General features: G+C 70.0%; 21 protein-coding genes. 19 read left to right on the top strand and 2 right to left on the bottom strand.

Translation table 11 applies throughout. The features are described 5' to 3' along the window. Positions 1–14: 14 nt before the first annotated feature. Together ACPXY0_RS08015 and ligD are read right to left on the bottom strand one after the other, a co-directional pair. Complete coding sequence (locus tag ACPXY0_RS08015; protein ID WP_423930071.1) at positions 15–1,199, bottom strand: pyridoxal phosphate-dependent aminotransferase; 1,185 nt, start codon at positions 1,197–1,199, stop codon at positions 15–17. Next, entirely contained in the window at positions 1,196–3,808 is a 2,613-nt protein-coding gene (gene ligD / locus ACPXY0_RS08010) for a DNA ligase D (protein WP_423930069.1), read from the bottom strand. The genes ACPXY0_RS08015 and ligD overlap by 4 nt, the downstream gene beginning before the upstream one ends. A gap of 199 nt (positions 3,809–4,007) precedes the next feature. On the opposite strand from ligD, the gene ACPXY0_RS08005 reads away from it, so the two are divergent. The 19 genes from ACPXY0_RS08005 (at position 4,008) to hrcA (ending at position 23,265) form a co-directional block, all read left to right on the top strand. Beyond that, a complete protein-coding gene (locus tag ACPXY0_RS08005) occupies positions 4,008–4,853 on the top strand; it encodes a Ku protein (RefSeq protein WP_423930067.1) in 846 nt (281 codons plus the stop codon). A gap of 45 nt (positions 4,854–4,898) precedes the next feature. Beyond that, entirely contained in the window at positions 4,899–7,439 is a 2,541-nt protein-coding gene (locus ACPXY0_RS08000) for a penicillin acylase family protein (RefSeq protein ID WP_423930065.1), read from the top strand. A gap of 138 nt (positions 7,440–7,577) precedes the next feature. Further along, on the top strand, positions 7,578–7,844 hold the full coding sequence (gene rpmE, locus ACPXY0_RS07995; RefSeq protein WP_423930063.1) for a 50S ribosomal protein L31: 267 nt from the start codon (positions 7,578–7,580) through the stop codon (positions 7,842–7,844). A gap of 72 nt (positions 7,845–7,916) precedes the next feature. Continuing rightward, positions 7,917–9,002, top strand: a complete 1,086-nt coding sequence (gene prfA / locus ACPXY0_RS07990; RefSeq protein WP_423930061.1) for a peptide chain release factor 1 — start codon at positions 7,917–7,919, stop codon at positions 9,000–9,002. Continuing rightward, on the top strand, positions 8,999–9,928 hold the full coding sequence (gene prmC / locus ACPXY0_RS07985) for a peptide chain release factor N(5)-glutamine methyltransferase (RefSeq protein ID WP_423930059.1): 930 nt from the start codon (positions 8,999–9,001) through the stop codon (positions 9,926–9,928). The genes prfA and prmC overlap by 4 nt, the downstream gene beginning before the upstream one ends. A gap of 203 nt (positions 9,929–10,131) precedes the next feature. After that, positions 10,132–10,500, top strand: coding sequence for a YlbF family regulator (locus tag ACPXY0_RS07980; RefSeq protein ID WP_419935332.1), 369 nt, complete (start codon positions 10,132–10,134; stop codon positions 10,498–10,500). Next, positions 10,497–11,153, top strand: coding sequence for a CDP-alcohol phosphatidyltransferase family protein (locus tag ACPXY0_RS07975; protein WP_423930056.1), 657 nt, complete (start codon positions 10,497–10,499; stop codon positions 11,151–11,153). Before ACPXY0_RS07980 ends, ACPXY0_RS07975 begins: the two co-directional genes overlap by 4 nt. Positions 11,154–11,176: 23 nt before the next feature. Beyond that, entirely contained in the window at positions 11,177–12,499 is a 1,323-nt protein-coding gene (locus tag ACPXY0_RS07970) for an inositol-3-phosphate synthase (RefSeq protein WP_423930054.1), read from the top strand. Continuing rightward, the gene (gene tmk, locus ACPXY0_RS07965) at positions 12,500–13,177 is read left to right on the top strand and encodes a dTMP kinase (RefSeq protein ID WP_423930052.1); all 678 of its coding nucleotides are present in this window, start codon (positions 12,500–12,502) and stop codon (positions 13,175–13,177) included. Between the two features lie 106 nt (positions 13,178–13,283). Beyond that, positions 13,284–14,942, top strand: coding sequence for a S41 family peptidase (locus tag ACPXY0_RS07960; RefSeq protein WP_423930050.1), 1,659 nt, complete (start codon positions 13,284–13,286; stop codon positions 14,940–14,942). Positions 14,943–15,027: 85 nt separating this feature from the next. Then, the gene (locus tag ACPXY0_RS07955; RefSeq protein WP_423930048.1) at positions 15,028–15,471 is read left to right on the top strand and encodes a hypothetical protein; all 444 of its coding nucleotides are present in this window, start codon (positions 15,028–15,030) and stop codon (positions 15,469–15,471) included. Positions 15,472–15,536: 65 nt separating this feature from the next. After that, on the top strand, positions 15,537–16,505 hold the full coding sequence (locus tag ACPXY0_RS07950) for a carboxypeptidase regulatory-like domain-containing protein (RefSeq protein WP_423930046.1): 969 nt from the start codon (positions 15,537–15,539) through the stop codon (positions 16,503–16,505). After that, entirely contained in the window at positions 16,475–17,194 is a 720-nt protein-coding gene (locus ACPXY0_RS07945) for a TIGR04282 family arsenosugar biosynthesis glycosyltransferase (protein ID WP_423930044.1), read from the top strand. Before ACPXY0_RS07950 ends, ACPXY0_RS07945 begins: the two co-directional genes overlap by 31 nt. Further along, complete coding sequence (locus ACPXY0_RS07940) at positions 17,191–18,174, top strand: asparaginase (protein ID WP_423930042.1); 984 nt, start codon at positions 17,191–17,193, stop codon at positions 18,172–18,174. The genes ACPXY0_RS07945 and ACPXY0_RS07940 overlap by 4 nt, the downstream gene beginning before the upstream one ends. Continuing rightward, positions 18,164–18,841 carry a carboxymuconolactone decarboxylase family protein gene (locus ACPXY0_RS07935; RefSeq protein ID WP_423930040.1) on the top strand — a complete coding sequence of 226 codons (678 nt, stop codon included), beginning with the start codon at positions 18,164–18,166 and terminating at the stop codon, positions 18,839–18,841. The genes ACPXY0_RS07940 and ACPXY0_RS07935 overlap by 11 nt, the downstream gene beginning before the upstream one ends. Continuing rightward, positions 18,826–19,866 (top strand): GTPase ObgE, encoded by a 1,041-nt coding sequence (gene obgE, locus ACPXY0_RS07930; RefSeq protein WP_423930038.1) that lies wholly within the window; start codon positions 18,826–18,828, stop codon positions 19,864–19,866. Before ACPXY0_RS07935 ends, obgE begins: the two co-directional genes overlap by 16 nt. Next, positions 19,854–21,014 (top strand): DNA-processing protein DprA, encoded by a 1,161-nt coding sequence (gene dprA, locus ACPXY0_RS07925; protein ID WP_423930036.1) that lies wholly within the window; start codon positions 19,854–19,856, stop codon positions 21,012–21,014. The genes obgE and dprA overlap by 13 nt, the downstream gene beginning before the upstream one ends. Continuing rightward, positions 21,014–22,225 carry a radical SAM family heme chaperone HemW gene (gene hemW / locus ACPXY0_RS07920; RefSeq protein WP_423930034.1) on the top strand — a complete coding sequence of 404 codons (1,212 nt, stop codon included), beginning with the start codon at positions 21,014–21,016 and terminating at the stop codon, positions 22,223–22,225. The genes dprA and hemW overlap by 1 nt, the downstream gene beginning before the upstream one ends. Next, on the top strand, positions 22,222–23,265 hold the full coding sequence (hrcA, locus tag ACPXY0_RS07915; protein ID WP_423930032.1) for a heat-inducible transcriptional repressor HrcA: 1,044 nt from the start codon (positions 22,222–22,224) through the stop codon (positions 23,263–23,265). Before hemW ends, hrcA begins: the two co-directional genes overlap by 4 nt. The last annotated feature ends 26 nt before the right edge of the window (positions 23,266–23,291 follow it).

Raw genomic sequence — 23,291 nt, 5'->3', positions numbered from 1 at the left:
GGCAGCGGTCCCAGCTATAGGACGTGGGCGAAGCGGTCGCCGAGCGTGCGGAGGCGAACCGCCGGTTCTCTGCTGAACACAATCCGGAGCAGAGACGCGGCGTCGGGTCCGCCCCACGCGTCCATCGGAGTAGCCGCGACGCCCGCTCCGGTCAGCAGGCGTGTCGATAGCTCGCGGGCCGGGAGGCCGAGCGGGCGGGTGTCGACGAGGAGGGACCACCCGCCGGCCGCGGGGCGCACCGGATAGTTGCGGAGCGCCTCGAGCACCGCCTCGCGCCGCCGCTCCCAGCGCTCCACGCTCGCGGCCACGTTCGCTGCTTCGTCCGCGGCGGTCAGCGCAGCCAGCGCACCGGGCTGCCCGATCCCGACCCCGGTGACGACGTTGTAGATCCCCACCTTGGCCACATCCGCGAGGACCGCCGCCGGTCCCACGACCCAGCCCACGCGCCACCCGATCATCCGGTACTCCTTCGAGACCGAACCGACGGTGAGCGTGCGGTCGCGCATCCCGGGAAGACCGGCCGGGTGCAGGTAGGGCCGCCGGTCGTAGAGGATGCGCTCCATCGCCGCGTTGTAGATGAGCCACAGGTCGTGGCGCTCGCAGAGTTCCGCGACCGCGGCCCAATCCTCGGCGTCGAGCACGCCGCCGGACGGCATGGATGGGTTCATGATGAAGAGCGCCCGGGTCCGGCGCCCGACGCACCCGGCGAGCGCGTCGAGGTCGAGACGCCAGCCGGCCGCCGGATCGAAGGCCCAGGGCGCGAGCCGGGGGGTCGCCCCGGCCAGCCGCACGCGCTGGAGCATGCCGGCGTACGTGGGGTCGGTGACGATCACCTCGTCGCCCGGGTCCACGGTCGCGAGGAGCGCGTTCAGGAGGCCCTCCGTGCCGCCGGCGGTGATCACGCACTCCCGGTCGGGGTCGTACGTGCGCCCGGCCAGACGGCCGACGTGCCGGGCGGCCGCCGCCCGCAGGTCGCCCCGGCCCGTGAAGGGCAGGTAGCTGTTGGCGGCCGGCGATTCGAGCGCCGCGCGGGTGGCGGCCAGCGCCGCCGGGGGCGGCCGCAGGTCGGTGTCCAGGTTCTCGAGGCGGAGGATGTCGGGATCGCCCTCTGCCGCCCGCGCCACCGCGTCGATGTCGAAGCCCGGGATTCCGGACAGCCGCCCGGGCGGCCTGCGCCCGCGCCCCTCCGCTCCGCTCACCCGCCCATCCTCCGCTGCAGCGCCTCGAGCGCCGCCATGAGGTCGGGTGCGTCCGACAGCACGCCCAGCAGCGGGTCGGGGTCCAGCGCCCGCGCCCGCTCCGGCATGGTGCGGATCGTGAAGTCCTCCATCGACAGTCCCTCCTCCACCTCGCCCCAGCGCAGTGGCGCCGACACCGTGGCCCCCGCCCGCGGCCGCACGGAATAGGGCGCGACGACGAGCCGCCCGCGCCCGTTCTGGACGTAGTCGATGTAGACCTTCCCGTCACGTCCCGATGGGTTCCGGACGATCGTCGCCCGGTCGGGAATCTCCGCCGCCACCGTCTTCGCGAGCAGGAGCGCGAGCGTCCGCGACTGCTCGTAGTCCAGCTGCCCGCCGAGCGGGATCATCACATGGATCCCCGAGGAACCGCTCGTCTTGGGATAGCTGGGCAGCCCGATCTCCCGGCACAGGGCGCCGATCGTGCGCGCGACCTCGACCACCTCCCCGAACGGGGCGTAGACCTCCTCGCCGTCCCGCTTGTGCTTCGGGTCGAGGTCGAGGAGACACCAGTCGGGCCGGTCCAGGCCCCCGATGCGGCTCGCCCACACGTGGAGCGGAATCGCCCCGAGGTTCGCGATGAACACGAGGGCGGCGGGGTCGTCGGCGATGAAGTAGTGGATCTCCCGCTCGGAACCCTCGCTCCAGATCGCCTCCGTGCGCACCCATTCGGGCTGAAAGCCGGGCGCGTTCTTCTGGAAGAAGGACTTCCCGTGAATCCCGTCCGGATAGCGCGTGAGCACGAGAGGTCGGTCCTTGAGAAATTTAATCAGCCACGGAGCGATATCATGATAGTACGCAATGAGATCCCCCTTCGTGTATCCCTCCTCCGGCCAGAAGACCTTGTCCAGATTCGAGAGCGACAGTTCCTCTACAGGTGGGGGAGACGTGTCCACCCGAACGGGATCGGCGAGGGCCGCGCGCGGATCACGGGGAAGTCGGCAATCCGTGGGGAGTACGTGTTCCGCATCCTTATCCGAGGTCGCCCCGTCCCCCTCCTCCGGGACGGGGAGGAGTCGGAGGAAGACGGGGTGCCGCAGAAGACCTCCATCGGTGACCTCCTTGTACCGGATCTCGGCCACGAGTTCGGGCGCGACCCATGTGTGATCGTCTCCCGCGGGGGCCGGCGTGACGAAGGGGGGCCGCTCAACTCGCAGCGCGTCGAGGTTGGTGCGAAGCTCGGACAGGAGCAGTTCGTTGAAGCCGGTCCCGACGCGGCCGATGTAGTGAAGGGCGAGCTCGGCGCCGGAAGGCTCGGCGGGGGAGTAGGCGCCGAGGTGAAGGGCGCCGAAGCCCGTGCGCGAGCCCGCGGGCGTCGTGAAGCCGACGATGACGAAGCGGGCCTGGCGCGCGGCGTGGATCTTCCGCCAGTCGGAGGAGCGACCGCCGACGTACCGGGAGTCGGCGCGCTTGGCCATGATCCCCTCGAGCCCCATCTCCCGCACCTGCCGGAAGAGCGCCTCTCCGCACCCCTCGAAGTGTTCGCTGAACCGGATCGGCCCCGCTTCCGGCACCACGTCGCGGAGGAAGCGGCGCCGCTCGGAGAGCGGAAGGTCGCGCAGATCGTGGTCGTCGAACGCCAGCAGGTCGAAGGCGTAGAAGCTGGCCGGCGTCTCGAACGAGGCCCGCCGCACGTCGAGCGCACGCGACAGCCGGGCCCGCTTCTGCAGATGCCGGAAGCTGGGGTAGCCCGCCGCGTCATGCACGACGACCTCGCCGTCCAGCACCACGCGGCGAAAGGGGAGCTTTCGCAGCGCCCGCGCGATCTCGGGGAAGGTGGGGAGGGCTTCATGGCCGTTCCGGGTGAGGAGGCTCGCCTCGCCCTCGACGGCGGAGGCCAGCATGCGGTAGCCGTCGAGCTTGAGTTCGAAGTGCCAGGCGGGATCGTCGAACGCGTCCTCCCGGGGCCGGGCGAGCATGAACTCGACATCGGCCGGGTCGACCCGCCGTTCCGGGGCGCGGGCCCGCGCGAGGGCCGCGGCCAGCTCCTCCCCCGGATACCAGCCCCGCTCGCGCTCGGCCATCTGCTCGACGGTGAGGCCCGAAAGGATCGAACCCTCCGGAAGGGACCCGTCCTCCAGAATCGGGTGCCCGCCGCGCCGCTCGCGGATGAGGAGCCATTCCTTGCCCGTTTCCCCCTTCTCCAGCCGCACGAGCGTCCACACGCCCTTGAGCTTGTGGCCCCGGAGCTCGAACAGGAGCTTGCCCGATTCGAGCCCCTCCTCGGGATCATCGAGCGGGATCCAGCGGCCGAGGTCCCACACGATCATCTCGCCGCCGCCGTATTCGCCGGCCGGAATCACCCCCTCGAACTCGATGTATTCGACGGGGTGGTCCTCGACGTGGACGGCGAGCTTCTTGTCGACCGGATCGGCGGAGATGCCCTTCGGCACGGCCCACGAGAAGAGGACGCCCCCGATCTCCAGGCGCAGGTCGTAGTGCCGGCGGGTCGCGGCGTGCAACTGGACCACGAACACCCCGACGCCGGTCCCGGGCGCACCGCCGAAGGGCTCCGGCGTGCGCTCGGAGGCGCGCTTTTCCCGGTACTTCTCCAGCTTTCCTCGGGGCATGCTCGCGGCGCTGACTCTCGAAGGGGTGCCTCGACCCGTCTCTCCGCTCACGGTTCGCTGCGGGCGGGCGACCCGCGGGCGCGGTAGTCGCGGTAGTTACGATCCGGCCCGGAACCTATTATTCCGCCCCCGGCTTCGGCATGACGCCCGGTTTCGGAGACACGCCACGGGTTCGGCGTGAAATGGAGAGACGACAGGCATGGCTCCTCGATCCATCGCGTCGGCGACGATCTCGTTCGGGCTCGTTTCGATCCCGTGCCAGCTCTTTTCGTCCGCCCAGAACTCTCAGAAGGTCCGCTTCAATTTCCTTTCGCCCGACGGCACCCGGGTGAAGCAGCAGTACGTGGACGCGAAGACGGGAGAGCCGGTTCCGCGCCCCGAACTCGTGAAGGGATACCAGTTCGCGAAGGACCAGTACGTCACCTTCACGAAGGAAGAACTGAAGGCGCTGGAGGCCGAGGCGACCCAGGCGATCGAGATCGTCGAGTTCGTGCCGGTGGACCAGGTCGAACGGGCGTATATCGGGAAGACCTACTACCTCGGGCCCGGGAAGGGTGGCGACAAGGCCTACCGGCTTCTGGGCGCCGCGATGAGGAAGACGGGCTGGGCCGCTCTCGCGAAGTACGCGGCGCGCGGAAAGCAGTACCTGGTGCTCGTGCGCCCGGTCGGCGACCACCTCGTGCTCGAGCAATTGCACTACGCGAATGAGGTACGGGACATCGCAGCCGTACCGGCGGGAGACGCCGAGGTCATCGACGCGGAACTGTCGCTCGCCGTTCAGTTGATCGAGCAGATCGCCTCCGACACGTTCGATCCGTCGAAGTACGAGGACGAAGTGGGACAGCGGATGCTCGAAGCGGTCGAGCGGAAGGTCGCCGACGGGACCGAGATCACGGCACCGGTCGAAGAGGAGACCACTGCCCAGGTCATCGACCTCATGGCGGCGCTTCGGGCGAGCGTCTCGAAGTCCGGGGAGTTCGGTTCAGAGGAAGCCGGGGATGCGGCGAGCGCCGCGTCGAAGCGGAAGAGTGCCACGGGTTCCTGAGGGACACAATTCCAGACTGAAGCAACGTTTAGCAAGGAGAGTCCGATGCGGATTCGAGCCGTCGCGCTGTTCGCCCTCTTCATCATGCTGCCGGTCTGGCGGGATTCCGGGGCAGGGCCGGCCGGCGCCCCGACCGTCGACCTTCCGCGGGACGCCATCGGAGGCGGCCGCGCGCTGGCGCCGGCCCGGACCGAGACGCTGCGGGTGCCCGGACTCGAGGCGCAGGTCGAAATCCTCAAGGACCTGTGGGGGATCTCCCACATCTACGCCGAGACGGAGCACGATCTCTTCTTCGGGCAGGGCTACAACGCCGCGCGGGACCGCCTCTTCCAGTTCGAGATGTGGCGCCGCCAGGCCACCGGCACCGTTTCCGAGATCCTCGGCTCGCGCGAACTCGAGCGGGACCGCGGGGCCCGCCTGTTCCAGTACCGGGGGGATCTGGAGGCGGAGCTGAACCACTATCACCCGCGCGGCGCCCGGATCATCCGGGCCTTCGTGGACGGCATCAACGCCTGGATCGCCGAGACGGAACGCGACTCCGACCTCCTCCCCATCGAGTTCGAGATGCTGGACATCCGGCCGCAACCGTGGAAGCCGGAGATCGTCATCTCGCGTCACCAGGGCCTGCTCATGAACATCGGGCAGGAGCTGAGCCTCGGGATCGCCGTCGCCGCGGTCGGGGCGGAGCAGGTGAAGGATGTCTCCTACTTCCACCCGGGGGAGCCGGAACTCGACCTCGACCCCGCGATCGACGGGTCGCTGCTCCGGAGCGAGATCCTCGACGTCTACCGCGCCTTCCGCAGTCCGGTCCGCTTCCGTCCCGAGGACATCGCCCCTCGGTTCCGCGCCACCGCCTTGGACGAGGGCACGGAGTTGGCCCTCGCGGGGGAGGCCGTGGACCCGTGGGGCCCGGAGGGTGAGCGGCTCGAGGCGGAGTGGCCCGGGACGGGGAGCAACAACTGGGTCGTGGCGGGGAGCCGCACGCTGAGCGGCCACGCGATCATGGCGAACGACCCGCACCGGGTCCAGGCGGCGCCCTCGCTCCGCTACCTCGCGCACCTCGTGGGGCCCGGCTGGAACGTGATCGGCGGCGGCGAGCCGGTGCTGCCGGGCATCTCGATCGGGCACAACGGGCACGGCGCCTGGGGCCTGACCGTCTTCCAGACGGACGCGGAGGACCTGTACGTCTACGAGACCCACCCGGATAACCCGAACCGGTACCGGTACGAGGGTGCCTGGGAAACGATGCGGGTGATCGAGGATGAGATTCCGGTCGGGGGGCAGACCGCGGTGCGCGTCCGACACAAGTACACCCGGCACGGGCCTGTGGTGTACGAGGACCGGGATAACCACGTCGCGTACGCGGTGCGCGCCGGGTGGATGGAGATCGGCGGGGCGCCCTACCTCGCCAGCCTGCGCATGGATCAGGCGAAGACGTGGGAGGAGTTCGTGGACGCCTGCAACTACTCCAATATCCCCGGCGAGAACATGGTGTGGGCCGACGCGGACGGGAACATCGGCTGGCAGGCGGTGGGCATCGCCCCCATCCGGCGTAACTGGTCGGGGCTCGTTCCGGTGCCCGGAGACGGCCGCTACGAGTGGGACGGCTACCTCGAGATCCGCCACAAGCCGCACGTGTTCAACCCGGACAAGGGGTTCTGGTCGACGGCGAACCAGAATCTGGTCCCGCCCGGCTACGAACACCGGGACGCGGTGGGCTGGAGCTGGAGCGACCCCTTCCGGAGCGCGCGCATCGACGAGGTCCTCGCCACGGGCCGCCGCTTCACGATGTCAGAGATGATGCAGCTCGCGACGGACTACGTGTCGCTCCCCGCCCGGTCCCTCGTCCCCATGCTGCGGGCGGTGGAGCTGACGGGCGGGTCGGCGGGCGATCGCGACAGGGCGGAGGCGGCGCGGCGCGACCTCCTCGACTGGGACTTCGAACTCGCCCCCGACTCACGCGAGGCGGCGATCTACGTGTCGTGGGAGCGGGAGCTCCGGAACCAGATGGTGCCGCTCGTCGTGCCCGCCGAAGTTCGGGGCCAGCTCGGTGGCCCGTCGCTCAAGAAGATCATCGACTGGCTGGGCTCGCCGCCGACCTGGTTCGCGCCCCTCGGAGACGGGGATCCGGTTGCGGGTCGCGACGCGTTCATCGCCCGCACCTTCGCGGACGCGCTCGACGGGCTCGAGGAACGCTTCGGGTCGGACTCCTGGCGCTACGGAGACGCGCGCTTCAAGCACGTGCGCCTGCGGCATCCGCTCTCGGGCGTCGTGAACGCCGAGATGCGCGAGCGCCTCGAGGTGGGCCCCCTCCCGCGGGGCGGCAACGGTTCGACCGTGAATCAGGCGGGGGGCGGGGACAACCAGACCTCCGGCCCCTCGTTCAGGGTCATCACGGAAGCCGGCGACTGGGACACGGCCGTGTTCACGAACAACCCGGGACAGTCGGGGGATCCCGATCATCCCATGTACCGGAACCTGTTCGAGGGCTGGGCGACGGACCGCTTCTTCCCGCTCTACTACTCGCGAGACCGGGTGGAAGCGGTGGTTGCCGACCGCGTGGTGCTCTCGCCCGCCGGCAGGTAAACGGGGGCGGTACGGGCCCGGCCTCCGCCCCCCGCATGAACGCGTTTGCAGCGGTTGCGTGGGCACGGCTAGATTATACGGCTCACTCGGGAATGCCTCCGTCCGATCGGAGGCGGACCACCAGCGCAGGGACGAACGATGAAGGCAGGCATTCATCCGGAATACGCGCCGGCGAAGATCACCTGTGCGTGCGGCCGGGAGACGGAAACCGGTTCGACGGTCGGTGAAATCCACGTCGAGATCTGCTCGCATTGCCACCCGTTCTTCACGGGCCGGCAGAAGCTCGTCGACACGGCGGGACGGGTCGAGCGATTCCTGGCCAAGTACGGCGATCGCGCGAGCCGCGGCGCGGAGAGCGCGGAGAGCGCGGAGAGCAAGGCCGAGGCGGCCGCGGCAGATGCCTGACCGCGCGCAGCCGCGCCGACGCCTTCGAACGCGACGGGGTCCCTCGGGGCCCCGTTTTAGTGTGGGGACCTGATGTCGGACGGTGACCGACTCGTGGCTCGCCTTCGTGAGGTCGTTGAACGTTACGACGAACTCGCGCAGCGGATGGCGCAGCCCGAAGTGCTGTCCGACTTCGGGCTCCTGAAGGAACTGGCGCGCGAGCATTCGGCGATCGAGCCGCTGGTTCGGGCCGCAGAGCGTCACTTCAAGCGGCTCGACGACCTGAGCCAGGCGCGCGAGGTCGCCGCCGAGGCGGACGGGGAACTCGCCGATATGGCATCGGAAGAGGCGGCCGAACTCGAGACCGAAAGGGAAGCGGCCGAGAGCGAGCTTCGCCGACTCCTCGTTCCGAAGGACCCGCTGGACGATCGGCCCGCCGTGGTCGAGATCCGCGCCGGGACCGGCGGCGACGAGGCCGCGCTCTTCGCGGCGGACCTGTACCGGATGTATACCCGCTTCGCGGCCGAATCCGGATGGAACACCGAACTCATCAACACGAGCGAGGGCGCGCTCGGCGGCGTGAAGGAGGTCGTCTTCGTCGTTCGGGGGACCGAGGCGTACGGGCGGTTGCGCTACGAGTCCGGCGTGCACCGCGTACAGCGGGTGCCGGAGACCGAGAGCCAGGGCCGGATCCACACGTCGGCGGCGACCGTCGCGGTGCTGCCCGAGGCGGAGGAGGTCGACGTCGAGATCGATCCGGCGGATCTCAAGATCGACGTATTCCGGTCGTCCGGCCCCGGTGGCCAGTCGGTCAACACGACGGACTCCGCGGTGCGGATCACGCACCGGCCCACCGGGCTCGTGGTCTCGTGCCAGGACGAGAAGTCGCAGCACAAGAACAAGTCGAAGGCGCTGCGGGTGCTGCGCAGCCGGCTTCTCGACCGGATGGTCGCCGCGCAGGAGGCGGAACGGGCGCGCGAGCGGCGGACGCAGGTGGGCACGGGCGACCGTTCGATGAAGATCCGGACGTACAACTTCCCGCAGAACCGGATCACGGATCACCGCATTCACTTCACGACGCACCGGCTCGAGGCGGTGCTCGGCGGCGACCTCGGCGAGGTGGTCGAAGCGCTCAGGATGGCGGGGGTGGAAGAGCGCATGGCGGCGGGGTCCGGATGACGGGTGCGCCGCGAGGTGGGGCGGGGCGCCGCCCGGCCGGGCCGACGCGCCGTGAGATCGTGCAGGGTGTGCGGCGCGAACTGGAACTGGCCGGGCTGGAGGCGCCGCGTGTCGAGGCCGAGCGGCTCGTGGCCGCGGCCCTCGCACTGTCGCGGAGCGAGCTCGGCGCCTCCGGCGGGGAACGCGTCGAGCCCGCCGCCGCGACGGAAGTGGCGCGTGCGGTTTCGCGTCGTCTGGAGGGGCAGCCGCTGCAGTACATCGAGGGCACCGTCGACTTCCGGCGCGTCCGCCTCGTGTCCGACGGTCGCGCGCTCATCCCGCGCCCGGAGACCGAGCAACTCCTCGATCTCGTCGCCGCCTGGCGTCGAGGCCGGGATGCGCCCGCCGAGGCGCTGGATATCGGCGTCGGGTCCGGCGCCATCGCGCTCGCTCTCCTCGACGAGGGCATCGCCTCGCGCGTCGTGGGACTCGACATCTCGGCCGCCGCGCTCGACCTGTCCCGGGCGAACGCCCGGCGCGCGGGCGCGGAGGGCCTGGAACTGCGCGCCTGCCCGCCCGACATTTGGCCGGCGCTCGGCCCCGCCGAAGACTTCGACCTCATCGTCTCCAACCCGCCCTACGTGACGACGGGCGAGTGGGCCACTCTCGAGCCGGTGGTCCGGGACCACGAACCCCGCGTCGCCCTCGATGGGGGAGAGGACGGGCTCGACGTGATGCGGACGATTGTCGCGGGCGCGCCCGGCCGGCTCCGGGAAGGCGGGGCGCTTTTCCTGGAGATCGGGATGTCGCAGGGGCCCGCCGTCCTCCGGTTTCTGCAGGCCGAAGCGTCGCTCTCCGAAGAGGGCATCGCGACCGATCTCGCCGGCCGCCCCCGCTTCGCGAGCGCGCTGCGCGTGACCCCCCGGACTGTACCGCGTGCACGTTAGAGCGTCTCCATTCGACCGGCCGTCACGGCCGGCGCCCGGCAAGTCGCGTGGGGTGCGGGGCGGGGTTATACTCGGGCGGCGGATCGCCGGCCTCGCCCGCAGTCGGGGGGACAGAGGGGGCGCGCGCGGTCCGGTTTCCCCGCCCGTCGGCGCCTGTCGCGTAGGCCCGCGGCGCTTCCTGATTCCATTCGGAGTTGGACGATATGGACGAGCGAGACCGCATGCTGGAGAAGGCGCGGGAGGTGGGGCGCATCATCTCGCAGCTTCCGGAATACGCCTACCTGCGTGCGGCCCGCCGCGAGATCGACGCCGATCGCGAGGCGACGGAGATGCTCAACCGGATGCGGGATCTGCAGCAGGCGTTGATGCAGGCGATCAGTCGCGGCGAGACGGCGAGCGAGGAACAGGAGCGGGAGTTCGGGGACCTGCAGGAGAAGATCCAGACCAACGCCCGCTACCAGGCTTTCATCTCGTCCCAGGCGAACTTCGAGAAGCTCATGGACCGGGTGGACCACGCGATCGGCGAGGGGATCCGCAAGGGCGAGGAAAGCCGGATCATCCTCGCGACATGAAGGCGGTCCGCGATCTCGTAGAGCGCGGGCTCCGCGCCGTGTTCGAGCCGGTCGTGGCCTGGCTCACGAAACGCCGCGTCCACCCCAACGTCATCAGCCTTCTCGGCTTCCTCATCACGTGCAGTTCCGGCTACTTCTTCCACGAGCATCACGTGAGCACGGCCGGGTTCCTCGTCCTGCTGGGTGGTGCGTTCGACCTGTTCGACGGGCCGGTGGCGCGCCGAACCGGGCTCGCCTCCTCCTTCGGGGCCTTCTACGACTCGACGCTGGACCGGCTGTCCGAGATCGTCGTGTACCTGGGACTCCTCTCCCTCTACAACGACTATCGCCTCGAGCTGGGCGACGTGGGGATGATCTACTGGATCGTACTCGCGATGGCCGGCTCCCTCATGATCAGCTACACGCCGGCGCGCGCCGAGGCGCTGGGGATCGACTGCCATGTCGGCCTCATGCAGCGTCCGGAGCGGGTCATCCTGATCGGCTTCGCGGCGCTGATTTTCGGCGAAACCCCCATGTTCGGACACCAGGGTCTCGTCCTCAGAGTCGTGATCATCGTCCTCGCGATCCTGACCAACCTGACCGCCATTCAGCGCATCTGGTGGGTGTACCGCAACACGCGCCCCGATGGTGAGCCGCCGAGGAAAACAGACTGAAAGACACGGAGTGAACCGCAATCGTGGACCCTGATAGATCACCCGAAACCATCGCCCCGGCCGAGGGGACGCTCGGCGTCCTTCTCGTCGGGCTCGGGGCGGTTTCCACCACCTTCATCGCCGGAGTGGAAGCCACACGCCGCGGACTGAACCGTCCGATCGGCTCCCTCACGCAGATGAGCACGATCCGGCTCGGCAAGCGGACCGAGAACCGGACCCCGCTGATCCGGGACTTCGTGCCGCTGGCGGAGCTGGACGATCTCGTGTTCGGCGCCTGGGACCCGATCCCCGACAACGCCTACGAGTCGGCCAAGGTGTGCGGCGTCCTCAGGCCGGAGGACATCGACCCGCTGGCCGACTTCATGCGCGGGATCGAACCCATGCCCGCGGCCTTCGACCGCGCCTACGTGAAGAAGCTCGACGGCCCCAACGTGAAGACGGGGGCGAACAAGCGTGAACTCGCCGAGCAACTGCGCGAGGACATTCGCCGGTTCAGGGAGGAGAAGGGGTGTGACCGCCTCGTGATCGTGTGGGCGGCGTCGACCGAGGTCTTCATGAAGCCGGGCCCGGCCCACGACTCCCTCGCGGCCTTCGAGCGGGCGATGGAGGAGAACGATCCCGCCATCGCGCCGTCGATGCTCTACGCCTGGGCCGCGCTCATGGAGGGCGTCCCGTTCGCCAACGGGGCGCCGAACCTGACCTGCGACATCCCGGCCCTCATCGACCTCGCGTCGGAGAAGGGGGTCGCGATCGGGGGGAAGGACTTCAAGACGGGCCAGACCCTGATCAAGACGATCCTCGCGCCGGGTCTCAAGGTGCGCATGCTGGGGCTCAACGGCTGGTTCTCGACCAACATCCTCGGGAACCGGGACGGCGAGGTGCTCGACGATCCCGAGAGCTTCAAGACGAAGGAGGAGTCGAAACTCGGCGCGCTCGAGTACATCCTGCAGCCGGAGATGTATCCGGACCTGTACGGCGACATGTATCACAAGGTGCGGATCAACTACTACCCGCCGCGCGGAGACAACAAGGAGGGGTGGGACAACCTCGACATCTTCGGGTGGATGGGGTACGAGATGCAGATCAAGATCGACTTCCTGTGCCGGGACTCGATCCTCGCGGCCCCGATCGTCCTCGACCTCGCGCTCTTCCTCGATCTCGCCGCGCGCGCCGGACTGTCGGGGATCCAGGAGTGGCTCTCGTTCTACTTCAAGGCGCCGCAGACGGCCCCCGGCCTCTACCCGGAGCACGACATCTTCATCCAGCACTGGAAGCTCAAGAACACGCTGCGCTGGCTGATGGGAGAAGGGCAGATCACCCACCTCGCCGTCGAACACTACGACTGAATGACTCCCCCGGGCCCCACAGGGCGCGCCGCCGACGACGGGCCTGGCCGGGGCCGCTTCATCGTCTTCGAGGGTCCGGAGGGGTCGGGGAAGTCACTGCAGATCGAGCGACTCTCCCGCCGGCTGTCGGAGCGGGGCGCCGCGCATGTGACGACGCGCGAGCCGGGGGGGACGGCGGCGGCGGAGGCGATCCGCGAGGTGATCCTCGAGCGGCCGGAACTGCGCCTGGACGGGACCGCGGAACTTCTCCTCTTCTCGGCTTCACGACGGATGCATGTGGAGGAGATCATCCGCCCCGCGCTGGAGCGGGGAGATGTCGTGCTCTGCGACCGCTTCGAACTCTCCACGCGCGTATACCAGGGGTGCGCGCGGGGGGTGCCCGCGGAGACGATCCGGCGCGTGACCTCCGCCGCGACAGGAGGGTTGCTTCCGGACCTTTATGTCGTGCTCGACGTACCGGTGGAGGTGGGGCTCGAGCGCGGGGAGGCGGACGGGGAGCCGCGCGACCGGATCGAACGGGAGGCGCGAGCGTTCATGGAGCGTGTGCGCGCGGGGTATCTGGAACTCGCTGCGCGCGATGAACGGATTGAGACCGTGGACGGGGTGGGCACGCCGGACGAGGTGGAACGGAAGGTCGGCTCGCTCGTCGCGCACCGGTTCCCGAGCCGCTTCGGATGAAGGCGAGCTTTACCTGTGCGCAGCGGGGTGAAACATTGATCGTGGCGGCGCCAAGCCGCTCGAACGCAGCCGGACCCTCGGTGTGGGCTGCCAGAATGGAGGACGCATGAGAGCGCAGCGATCCTGGACGACGGGAGTGTTGGTGGGCGTCATCGCCCTCACGACCGGCGGCTGGCTCATCAATCAGGGGGGGGCGACGGGCGCGGCCGAGAGCCGGAGGCTCCTCGAGGAAGTCCACCGTCTGATCGCTAACCGCTTCGTCAACGAGATATCGCCCGACGAGCTGTACCGGATGGCCATCGACGGGATGCTCGACAACCTCGGCGACCCGTACACGATCTTCCTGGAGCCCGAGGACTCGGAGGACCTGCGCTTTATCACGACCGCGAACTACGGCGGGCTGGGGGTGCGGATCGAGGTCAAGGGCGACTGGATCACGGTCGTCCAGGTGCTTCCGAACTCGCCGGCGCTCCGGGAGGGACTCGAGGTCGGCGACCGCATCATCGAGGTCGAAGGCGAATCGGCCGAAGACTGGTCCGTGGACAAGGCGGTCAACACGCTCCGCGGCGAGAGAGGGGAGCCGGTCAACATCACGATCGCGCGGGTGGGCGTCGGTCGGCCGCTCGCGATCCGCATGGTGCGCGACGTCATCCAGGTGCGGCAGGCGCAGGGCTTCATCCTGGACGACGGGATCGGGTACGTGGTGCTGCGGGGGTTCAGCCGTCAGGCGAAGGAGGAACTCGTCGAGACGCTCGACCGCCTCGTGGGCAACGGAGCGCGCGGGCTGATCCTCGATCTGCGGCGGAACCCGGGCGGGTTGCTGCCGGCGGGGATCGAGGTCACGGACCTCTTTCTCGATCGGGGCCGGGAGATTGTGGAGACGCGCTCCCGTCTGCCGGACCAGAACCACGTCTTCCAGGCGTCCTCGGGCGACCGGTACACCGATGTCCCGCTCGTGGTCGTCGTGGATGGTCTCAGCGCAAGCGCCTCCGAGATTGTGGCAGGCGCCCTGCAGGACCATGACCGTGCCGTGCTCGTGGGGACGACCACCTTCGGGAAGGGCTCGGTCCAGACCCTGTATCACCTCTCGGGGAACAACGGCATGAAAGTCACGACGGCGCGCTGGCACACGCCGACGGGGCGCTCGATCTCGAGGGACTTCGACCGGGAGAGCGCCCTGCGTGAGCTGGCGGCGAGCGCCGTGGCGATTTCCGGGGAGCCGGTGGTTGCGTCCTCCGAGCCTGAGGAGCGGGAGGAGTTCCTCACGGAGAGCGGGAGGACGGTGTACGGCGGCGGGGGAATCACGCCGGACCTCCTCGTCTACCGTGACACGCTCTCGACGGACGAGCAGGAGTTGCGCCGCCTCGCGACAGGCTCGGGCGTGATTCCGAGGAACCTCGTGTTCCGCTGGGCGGTGGGATATGCGCAGGAGCACGACTTCGGCGAGGGCTTCTCCGTCACGCAGGCGATGCGCGAGGAGGTCTGGTCCGAACTCATGGCGGCGGGGGCCGAGGTGGAGCGGGAACTCTTCGACCGCTCGCAGACATACGTCGACTGGCTCATCGCGGACGAACTCGCGGGGGCCGAATTCGGCGAGGTCCCGCAGCTCAAGAGTCGGGCGATGCGCGACGCGCAGGTGCAGATGGCCATCGAACTCCTGCGAGAGGCGGATTCGCCGGAAGCCCTGCTCGCGGTCGCGGCCCGCGCCGCGGAGGAGCGGGCAGCCGAGGGTGCTTCGGGCGGTGCCTCGGGCGGGGGGCGCTAGCCCGGCTCGCCCGGAGGGCTGATCGGCTCGGGCGGCGGTACATCACGGGCGGACGACAATCCGCCGGAAGGTCAGGAGACGGACGATGAGCGAGCGCACGCGAAGGTCCGCCAGCATCGCGATAACGATGGCCGTGATGGCCATGGCGGCGTGCGCCAGCAGCGGCAGGCCGGGGACGTACACGCGGCTCGTCATCACCGGAGGCGAGATCCGGGAGGCGGGCTACGGCACGGCGTACGAGGCGCTCACCCACCACCGGGAGCTGATGATCTTCGAGGACCGGATCGGCTTCCGGGGTGGGCGCGACTCCGCATTCGGCTCCTCGGCGCAGAGGTACCACGTACCGATGCTCGTCGTGGATGGCGACTTCAACCTGAACGATGCGGTCACCACGCTGCGCCGGATACGGGCGGACGACATCGTCATGATTCGCCTGTACCGCCAGAGCATGGTCCCACCCCGATACCGGAGGCCGGGTGCCGAAGGCGGCGTGATCGAGGTCAGCACGCGGCCCGGCAGCGACCGGTGACGGATCGAAGGCTGGCCGCTGGTGTGGGCCGAAGGCGGTAGCTCCGTGCTCGGTGGAGAGGTTCCTTGAAAGGCGTCACACGGTGCGGAGCCTTGAGCGTGATCTTGTTAGCGATCCAGTTGGCGGTGGACGCGCGGCAAGGTCACGCGCAGCAACAGAACGAATGTGGCGACCGGATGCCCCTCCAGGTTGTGATCACAGACGACTCGGGAACCATCCGGTTGCCGGGGGCAGGGCAGGCCACGCTGTGGGCCGAGTTCGGCGACGATTCCAGCGAGGAGTTGGTCGTGTCACTCGAGGGTGGCAGGGCTCAGCAGGTCGAGCTCCGAGTGCTCTTCAAAGAGGGAGGAGCGGGGCGACTTGTCGGTCGGGTGGTCGATGGCGCCACGGATGAGCCAATCGGGACGGCAACTGTGTCGATCATTGGGGAGTTCCGCTCGGTCGAGAGCGACCGACGGGGCCGCTTCGTGCTCAGCGGTGTGCCGGCGGGGGCACGCGAGATTGAGGTCCGACGAATTGGCTACGAAGCTCTGCGGCATCGGGTCACAGTAATTCGAGGGCTCACCGCCGAGTTGGAGATTGGGCTCGTTCCCATGCCGGTGGAGATGGAACCGCTCGTGGCTACAGTGATACGACCGCGACGGCTGGAGATTGGCGGCTTTTATGAGCGGAAGTATTGGGGTGAACTCGTCAGCGGAGGCTCCTTCTTCACGGCCGACGATATCGACCGCCGCCGTCCTCTCCGCATCAGCCACATGTTGGCCGACGTTCCGGGGGTCCGTGTCCGGTGTAGCGGCAGCGGGATCAACAGCTGTCGGATTGAGAGTGCAAGGAGGTCGGAGGGGTTCTCGGGTGGGGGTTGTGACTTGAACGTCTACCTTGACGGCACTTTGGTCAGAGGTGGCGGGGTCGACGAGTTCGTGCTGCCGATCGAGATCGCCGGCATCGAGGTCTATGCGGGGCCGGCGCAACTTCCGGCCGAATTCGCGGGCTCCGATGCGCGGTGTGGGGCGGTCGTGATCTGGACAAAGTAGCGGAGCGAAGACTCCTCGTCTTCGGCCGTCTCCCCGAACCGCGCTACGTCAAGACGCGCCTGAGCCCCCGCCTCACTCCCGGGGCTTGCGCGGCGCTGTACGAGGCCTTCCTTGACGATGCCATGCGACTCGCGCCGCGCGGGGCGAACGTGGAGTTGTGGGTGCCCGTTCGGCCGCGCGCGGTCGAGCGGTTGGAGGCGCGCTACCCGGCGGCCCGAGTCCGCCTCCAGCCCGAGGGTTCGCTCGGTGACCGGCTCGCGATGGCGTTCGCCTGCGCCTTCCGCGAGGGTACCGGTCGGGCGGTGGCCATCGGCAGCGACCATCCGACGCTTCCGGCCGAGTTCGTGGCGCGGGCGTTCCGAGCGTTGACGACCCGGGAGCTCGTACTCGGACCGACGCGGGACGGGGGGTACTATGCGATCGGCCTGCGCCGGGCCGTCTGGCCAGCCGCAGAGCGGCTGTTCGCCGACGCCCCGTGGTCGGAAGCCGCCCTCTGCGACTGGACCCGCGCGAGCGCGGCCGAGTTGGGGCTTGCGCCTGCCGAGTTGCCGACTTGGTACGACGTGGATCGGCCGGAGGACCTTTCGCGCATGGAAGGTGACCTCCTGGAAGGCTCGGCGACCGCCCGGGCGTGGGCGCGACTGGGGCTGGCCCGCGGCGCCGCACCCGATCAGGAGGGTGATCTGTGAACCTGATTCGCGTCGATCTGGACCGTGCGGGGACTCCTGAATCGACGCATCTCGTGGCCGGCGTCGTCCACGAGATAGCCTCGGGGGGCAGCCGGTCGTTCGGGGACTCGGGGCTCACGGCCTTCTGGCGCTCTTCGATGAAGCCGTTCCAGGCGTTGCCGGTCGCGAGGTCGGGCGTGCTCGAGCGGCTGGGGATGGGTACGGAGGCGCTCGCGCTGGCCTGCGCATCACACCACGGCACGCGACGCCACGTGGAGATCGCGAGGTCTGTCCTCGGGGCGGTGGGGCTGGACGAGGTGGCGCTGGTGTGCGGGCCGCACCGACCCTTCGACCCCGACGCAGCCAGCCGCCTGGACAGGGCGGGGCGGCTCCCGGACCGGATCCACAACAACTGTTCCGGGCAGCATGTGGCGCTGCTGGCGCTGACCGTCGCAAACGGTTGGCCGGTCGAGAGCTATCATGAGCCGGATCATCCGCTGCAGCACGCCATCCGCCGTGAACTCTCGGTCTGGCTGGGCGCGGACTGCGAGCGTCTGCCGTGGGGCATCGATGGGTGCGGGCTTCCGACGCCGGCCCTGTCGCTGAGCGAAATGGCCAGGGCCTACGCGGCGTTCGCGACCTCGCGCGAGTCTCCGGTCCGCGCCGTTGTCAGGGCGATGACGACGCACCCGACCTTGGTCTCGGGTCCGACGGCGTTGTCGGCGAACGTCATGCGGGCGACATCGGGTCGCGTGCTGGCGAAGGAGGGGGCCGAGGGCGTCTTCTGCCTCGCGAGTCCGGCGTCGGGTTGGGGTGCGGCCTTCAAGGTGCTCGATGGCGCCACGCGGCCGCTGGGCCCCGCAGTCGTGCACGCGCTCTCGACGCTGTCGCTTCTGGAGCCCGGGGAGGCGGAACGCCTTCGTGCGTTCGCACGGCCTTCGATTTCGAATACGCGCGGCGAGGAGGTGGCGGCGCTGGTGGTGGAAGACGATGGGGAATAGCGATCGCCTCGATCCCGGCGTGCGGAGGCTCGTCGGGCTCTCGGCCGCACTGGCCGCGGCGGACGCCGGGGCCAGGCGAGAGGCGCTCCGTGTCGCGGGGCGGCACGCGAGTCGCGCCGAGGTCGAGGAGGTGCTGCTGCAGGCGCATCTCTTCGTCGGCTTCCCGATCGTGCTCAACGCGTTCGGCGTCTGGCGCGAAATGACGGCGGAGGGGGCCGGATCGAGCCGCGGCGACGCGGCGGCCCCGCCGGGCGGCGACGGGGCGCACGATTCGGCCGCCGCGGGCGAGGCGCTGTGCCGCGCCGTGTACGGGAGGTCCTACGAACGCCTGCGGAGGAACCTGGGGCGGCTGCACCCGGCCCTGGATCGCTGGATCGTGGAGGATGGATACGGCAGGACGCTCTCCCGTCCGGGGCTCTCGGTGGAGACTCGGGAACTATGTATCGTGGCGCTGCTGGCCGCGGGGGGGCACGAGGCGCAACTCCGGGCTCACCTGCGCGGAGCCCTGAACGTGGGCGCCGCCGCGGAGCACGTGGAGGCGGCTCTCGGCATCGGCATCGAGACGGCGCGGGCGGCCGGGGGGCGGGGAGCGGAACCGGACCGCCTGTGGAAGATGTGGGCGGAAGCGGGAAGTCGAGTGGAGAAGAGATCGTGTTCGTCGACGTAGCGCGAATCCACGTGACCGGGGGCGCGGGGGGTGCCGGCGCCGTCGCCTTCCGGCGTGAGCGGGGCGTACCGCGCGGAGGTCCGTCCGGCGCCAGAGGCGGCGACGGAGGTGATGTCGTCCTCGTCGCGGATCGCCGGCTGGACACGCTGCTCGACTACTCCTATCGCGAGCACTACCGGGCGGGCCGCGCCACCCACGGCGAGGGCGGCAACCGGGTCGGCGCGTCGGGGGAGGATCTGCGCCTGCCCGTGCCGCTCGGCACGCTGGTGCGAGATGTCGAGACCGGTGGGCGGATCGGCGAACTGCTGGACGAGGGGGATGAACTCGTCGTCGCCAGGGGGGGACGGGGCGGGCGGGGAAACGCGAGCTTCGCCTCGCCGACCCGCCAGGCGCCGCGCGAGTGGGAACCGGGGGAGTGGGGCGAAGAGCGCCACATCGAGCTGGAGCTCAAGCTCATCGCCGATGTGGGTCTCGTCGGCGAACCGAACGCGGGGAAGTCGACGCTCCTCGCCCGCGTGACGGCGGCGCGGCCCAGGGTCGCGGCGTACCCGTTCACGACGCTCACGCCCAATCTCGGGGTTGTGGGGTTGAGCGACAGCCGCTCCTTCGTGATGGCGGACATCCCCGGGATCATCGAAGGGGCGCACGAGGGCCGCGGGCTGGGGACGCAGTTCCTCCGCCACATCGAGCGCACGCGCACGCTCGCGCTCCTCGTGCCCGTCGACGACGCGGATCCGCAGGCGACGTACGACCTGCTTCGTGAGGAACTCCGGGGGCACGACGCCGCGCTGGCCGGCATCTCGCACTGCGTCCTGCTGACGAAGTCCGATCTCCGTCCGCCCGACGCGGACGTAGCGGTCGACGCCCCGGAGAGCTGGGGCCAGTTCGAGATCTCGTCGGTGACGGGGGCGGGGATCGCGAAGGTCCTCGAGGGCCTGTGGGCGCGCGTCCAGGTCGAGAAGAAAGCGTTGCGGGAGGCCGAGGAGCCGGACCCGCTGGAAGGGGCCGCGACATGGCGCCCTTAGAGCGCGAGCTGCTGGCCCTCATCGTGCTCTCCCGCGTTCCGGGTCTCGGGTTTCGTACGGTCCGGCGGCTGGTGGACCGCTACGGCGGCGCGGCGGCGGCGCTTCGGGCCGTGCGGGCCGCGGCGCCGGACGAGTTGCGGCGGGTGTGCGGTCGCCCCATCCCGACCGGGAAGGCGACGCGGGCGCTGGGGCCGGCCGCCGTCGAGCGTGCCCAGGGGCTCCTCCGGGCGGCGCGGGCGAAGGGACTCGGCGCCGTCGGCTACGGCGGCGCGGCGTACCCGGCGGGGCTGCGCGATCTGCCCGACCCCCCGCCCGTCCTCTTCTTGCGCGGGAGCCTCCCGTCCGACCCCGACCGGGCGGTCGCCGTGGTCGGGACGCGGGCGGCCTCCTCTTACGGCCTGCGGACGGCCTACACGCTGGGCCGCGAACTCGGGCGCTGGGGGTGGACGGTGGTCAGCGGGATGGCGCGGGGCATCGATGCGGCGGCCCACGCCGGGGCGCTGGACGCGGGCGGCCATTCCACCGGCGTCCTCGGCACGGGTCACGACCACGAGTATCCCGCCGAGAACCGCGAACTGTACGGGCGGATGCGCGCGCGCGGCCTCCTGTTGAGCGAGTTCGAACCGGGCGCGCCGCCCACGCGGGCGGCGTTCCCCCGCCGCAACCGGGTGATCGCCGCTCTCGCGCGCGGAGTCATCGTGGTCGAGGCGGGCGGAAAGAGCGGCGCTCTCAACACCGCGGACCATGCGCTCGACCTGGGCCGCGAGGTGTTGGCCGTGCCGGGGCGGATCGACGATCCGGGTGCGGCCGGGTGTCTGCGGCTGCTGCGGCAGGGCGCGGGGTTGGTGGCGGGCGTCCAGGACGTGTTCGACGCGCTCGGGTGGCTCCACGTCGCGGCGGACGGGGGGCCGGGCTCCGGCGACGACGGCGGGTCCACGCAGTCGGAGGGCGAGGCGGCGGCGTCGCCCGACATGGAACTGCTCCGGGCCCTGACCCGGGGACCGCGGTCCCCGGACGAACTGGCCGTCGGCCTCGAGCTGCCGGTCGCGCGGGTCCTGCGTGGACTCGGCCGTCTCGAACTCGAAGGCTGGGTCGAGCGCAGGCCGGGCGGGAACTTCTCGGCCGTGCGGCGTCCGGCGCGGCGCTGATGCCCGGCGAGCCGGTCGCCGCGGACCGGGCGGCGGCCGGGCCCGGCTTCCCCTGGGCCGTTCCGGCCGGCGCCGCGCGGCCCCGCGCCCCCGCCCCGCCCCGCTCCCTCTATGTGCATTTTCCCTTCTGCGTCCACCGCTGCCACTACTGCGACTTCTCGGTGAAGCGGGCGGCCGCGCCCCCCATCGGGCGCTGGCTGTCCGCCATCGAGCGCGAACTGGCCTGGTGGTTCGAGCGCGGCGGCTGGGAGGCCGGCACCGTACTCGACACGATCTTCGTTGGAGGAGGGACTCCGTCTCTGCTGGGCGCCGCGGGGATGGAGGAACTCGCGGAACGGATCGCCGCCTGGTTCCGGGTCGATCCGCGCCACACCGAGTGGACGGCCGAGGCGAACCCCGCCTCGTTCGATGCGGATCTCGGGGTGCGGTGGCGGGCGGCGGGGGTGAACCGGCTGAGCCTCGGCGTTCAGGCGTTCGACGATGCGGTCCTCGCGTGGCTGGGGCGGCTGCACGACCGCCGCCGCGCGATGGAAGCCGTCCGCGAGGCGAAGGCTGCGGGCTTCGACGGCGTGAGCCTGGATCTGCTGTTCGGTCTCCCTCCGGAGGTGACGCGGGATCTCGCGGCGGAGGTGGAGACGGCGGTCTCGCTCGGCGTTTCGCACCTGAGTCTCTACGGTCTCACGGTCGAGCCTCGCACGCCGCTCGCCGAGTGGATCCGGCTGGGCCGCGTCCGTGCGCCGGACGAGAACCGTTACGCGGCCGAGTACCGCCTCCTGTCCCGCGGCCTGCGGGCGGCGGGGTACGACCACTACGAGGTGTCGAACTTCGCCCGGCCCGGAGCCCATTGTCGGCATAACTGGGCGTACTGGAACCGAACATCGTATCTTGCCATCGGCCCGTCGGCGCACGGGTTCCTCCCACCTGTCCGCAGCTGGAACGTCTTTCGCTGGGATCGGTATGAACGCGCCCTCGACACCGGTCGCGGCCCGCTCGACGGGTGGGAACGCGTGGGGGCGGCGGAGGAGGATCTGGAACGGATCTGGCTGGATCTCCGTACTCAACGCGGAATCGGGCCGGGCGGGCCCCGCCTCGAACGATGGACCGAGGCTGGCTGGCTGGAGGAACGGAACGGACGCTGGGTGGCGACGATCGAGGGCTGGCTCCGCCTGGATGCGATCGTTGCCGAACTCGCGGGCGCCGAGGGACGATGACCCTCCCGACACTGACAGAACGCGAACAGGCCGTCCTCTCGGCGGTGATCGATTCGTTCGTCCGCACCGCCGCTCCGGCCGGCTCGCGGAGGATCGGAAAGGACTACGGGCTCGGTGTTTCCGCGGCGACGATCCGCAACACGATGGCCGACCTGGAAGGCAAGGGGCTGCTGACCCATCCCTACACCTCGGCCGGTCGCCTGCCCACGGACCTCGCGTACCGATACTACGTGAACGCCCTCATGCAGTGGGGGAGGATCCGCAGACGCGACCGGGCGAAGATCGAACGCGAGTTCCGCGATGTCGAAGTCGGCGTCGTCGAGGACCTGGTGAGCAAGGCGGCGCGCGTGCTGAGCCTCCTCACCGGTGAACTCGGGCTCGCCATCGGCCCCACGCTCGCGAAGGCCACGCTCGAGCGGCTCGAACTCGTGTCCGTCTCGAGCGAGAAGGTGCTGCTCGTGTTCACGATCGAGTCCGGTGTCGTCCGCACGGTCTACGTGGATGTGACGACGCGCGTCCCGCGCGAGACGCTCCATGCCGTGTCGCAGGCGCTGAACGAACGGCTGGCGGGGAGCACGATATCCGAGATCCAGGCGACGCTGCGCGAGCGGCTGGGGGACCTGCGCTTCGATAGCGAGGGCGCGGACGAACTCATGAACATCTTCGTGCACAGCGGCCCCGATATCTTCGACTGGGCCCGGCGGGAGCGCGACGTGCACCTCGGGAGCACGGCGGCCATCTCCGAGCAGCCGGAGTTCACGACGAGCGAGCGGCTTCGCCAGCTCATCCTGCTGACCGAGCGTCGGGAATTGCTCGCGACCGTGCTCGGGGACCGCGGCGGCTCGGACGGCCCGCACGTGACGATCGGCACCGAGCACGGACAGCCCGAACTCGATGATCTGACGATCGTCACGGCCAACTATTCCGTCGGGAGCCTGCAGGGGACGGTCGGAGTGATCGGCCCGACCCGAATGCCGTATGAGAAGGTCGTCTCGATCGTAGACTGGACGTCCGCCCTCCTCACACGTCTCACCCCATGACGAACTCCCCTACCCGCGGAGACGAG

Origin of the sequence: Candidatus Palauibacter sp. (genome assembly GCF_965237495.1) — a bacterium.
Lineage (GTDB): Bacteria > Gemmatimonadota > Gemmatimonadetes > Palauibacterales > Palauibacteraceae > Palauibacter.
Note: the sequence above shows the minus strand (reverse complement) of the source record. Positions and strands in the feature narration are given on the sequence as shown.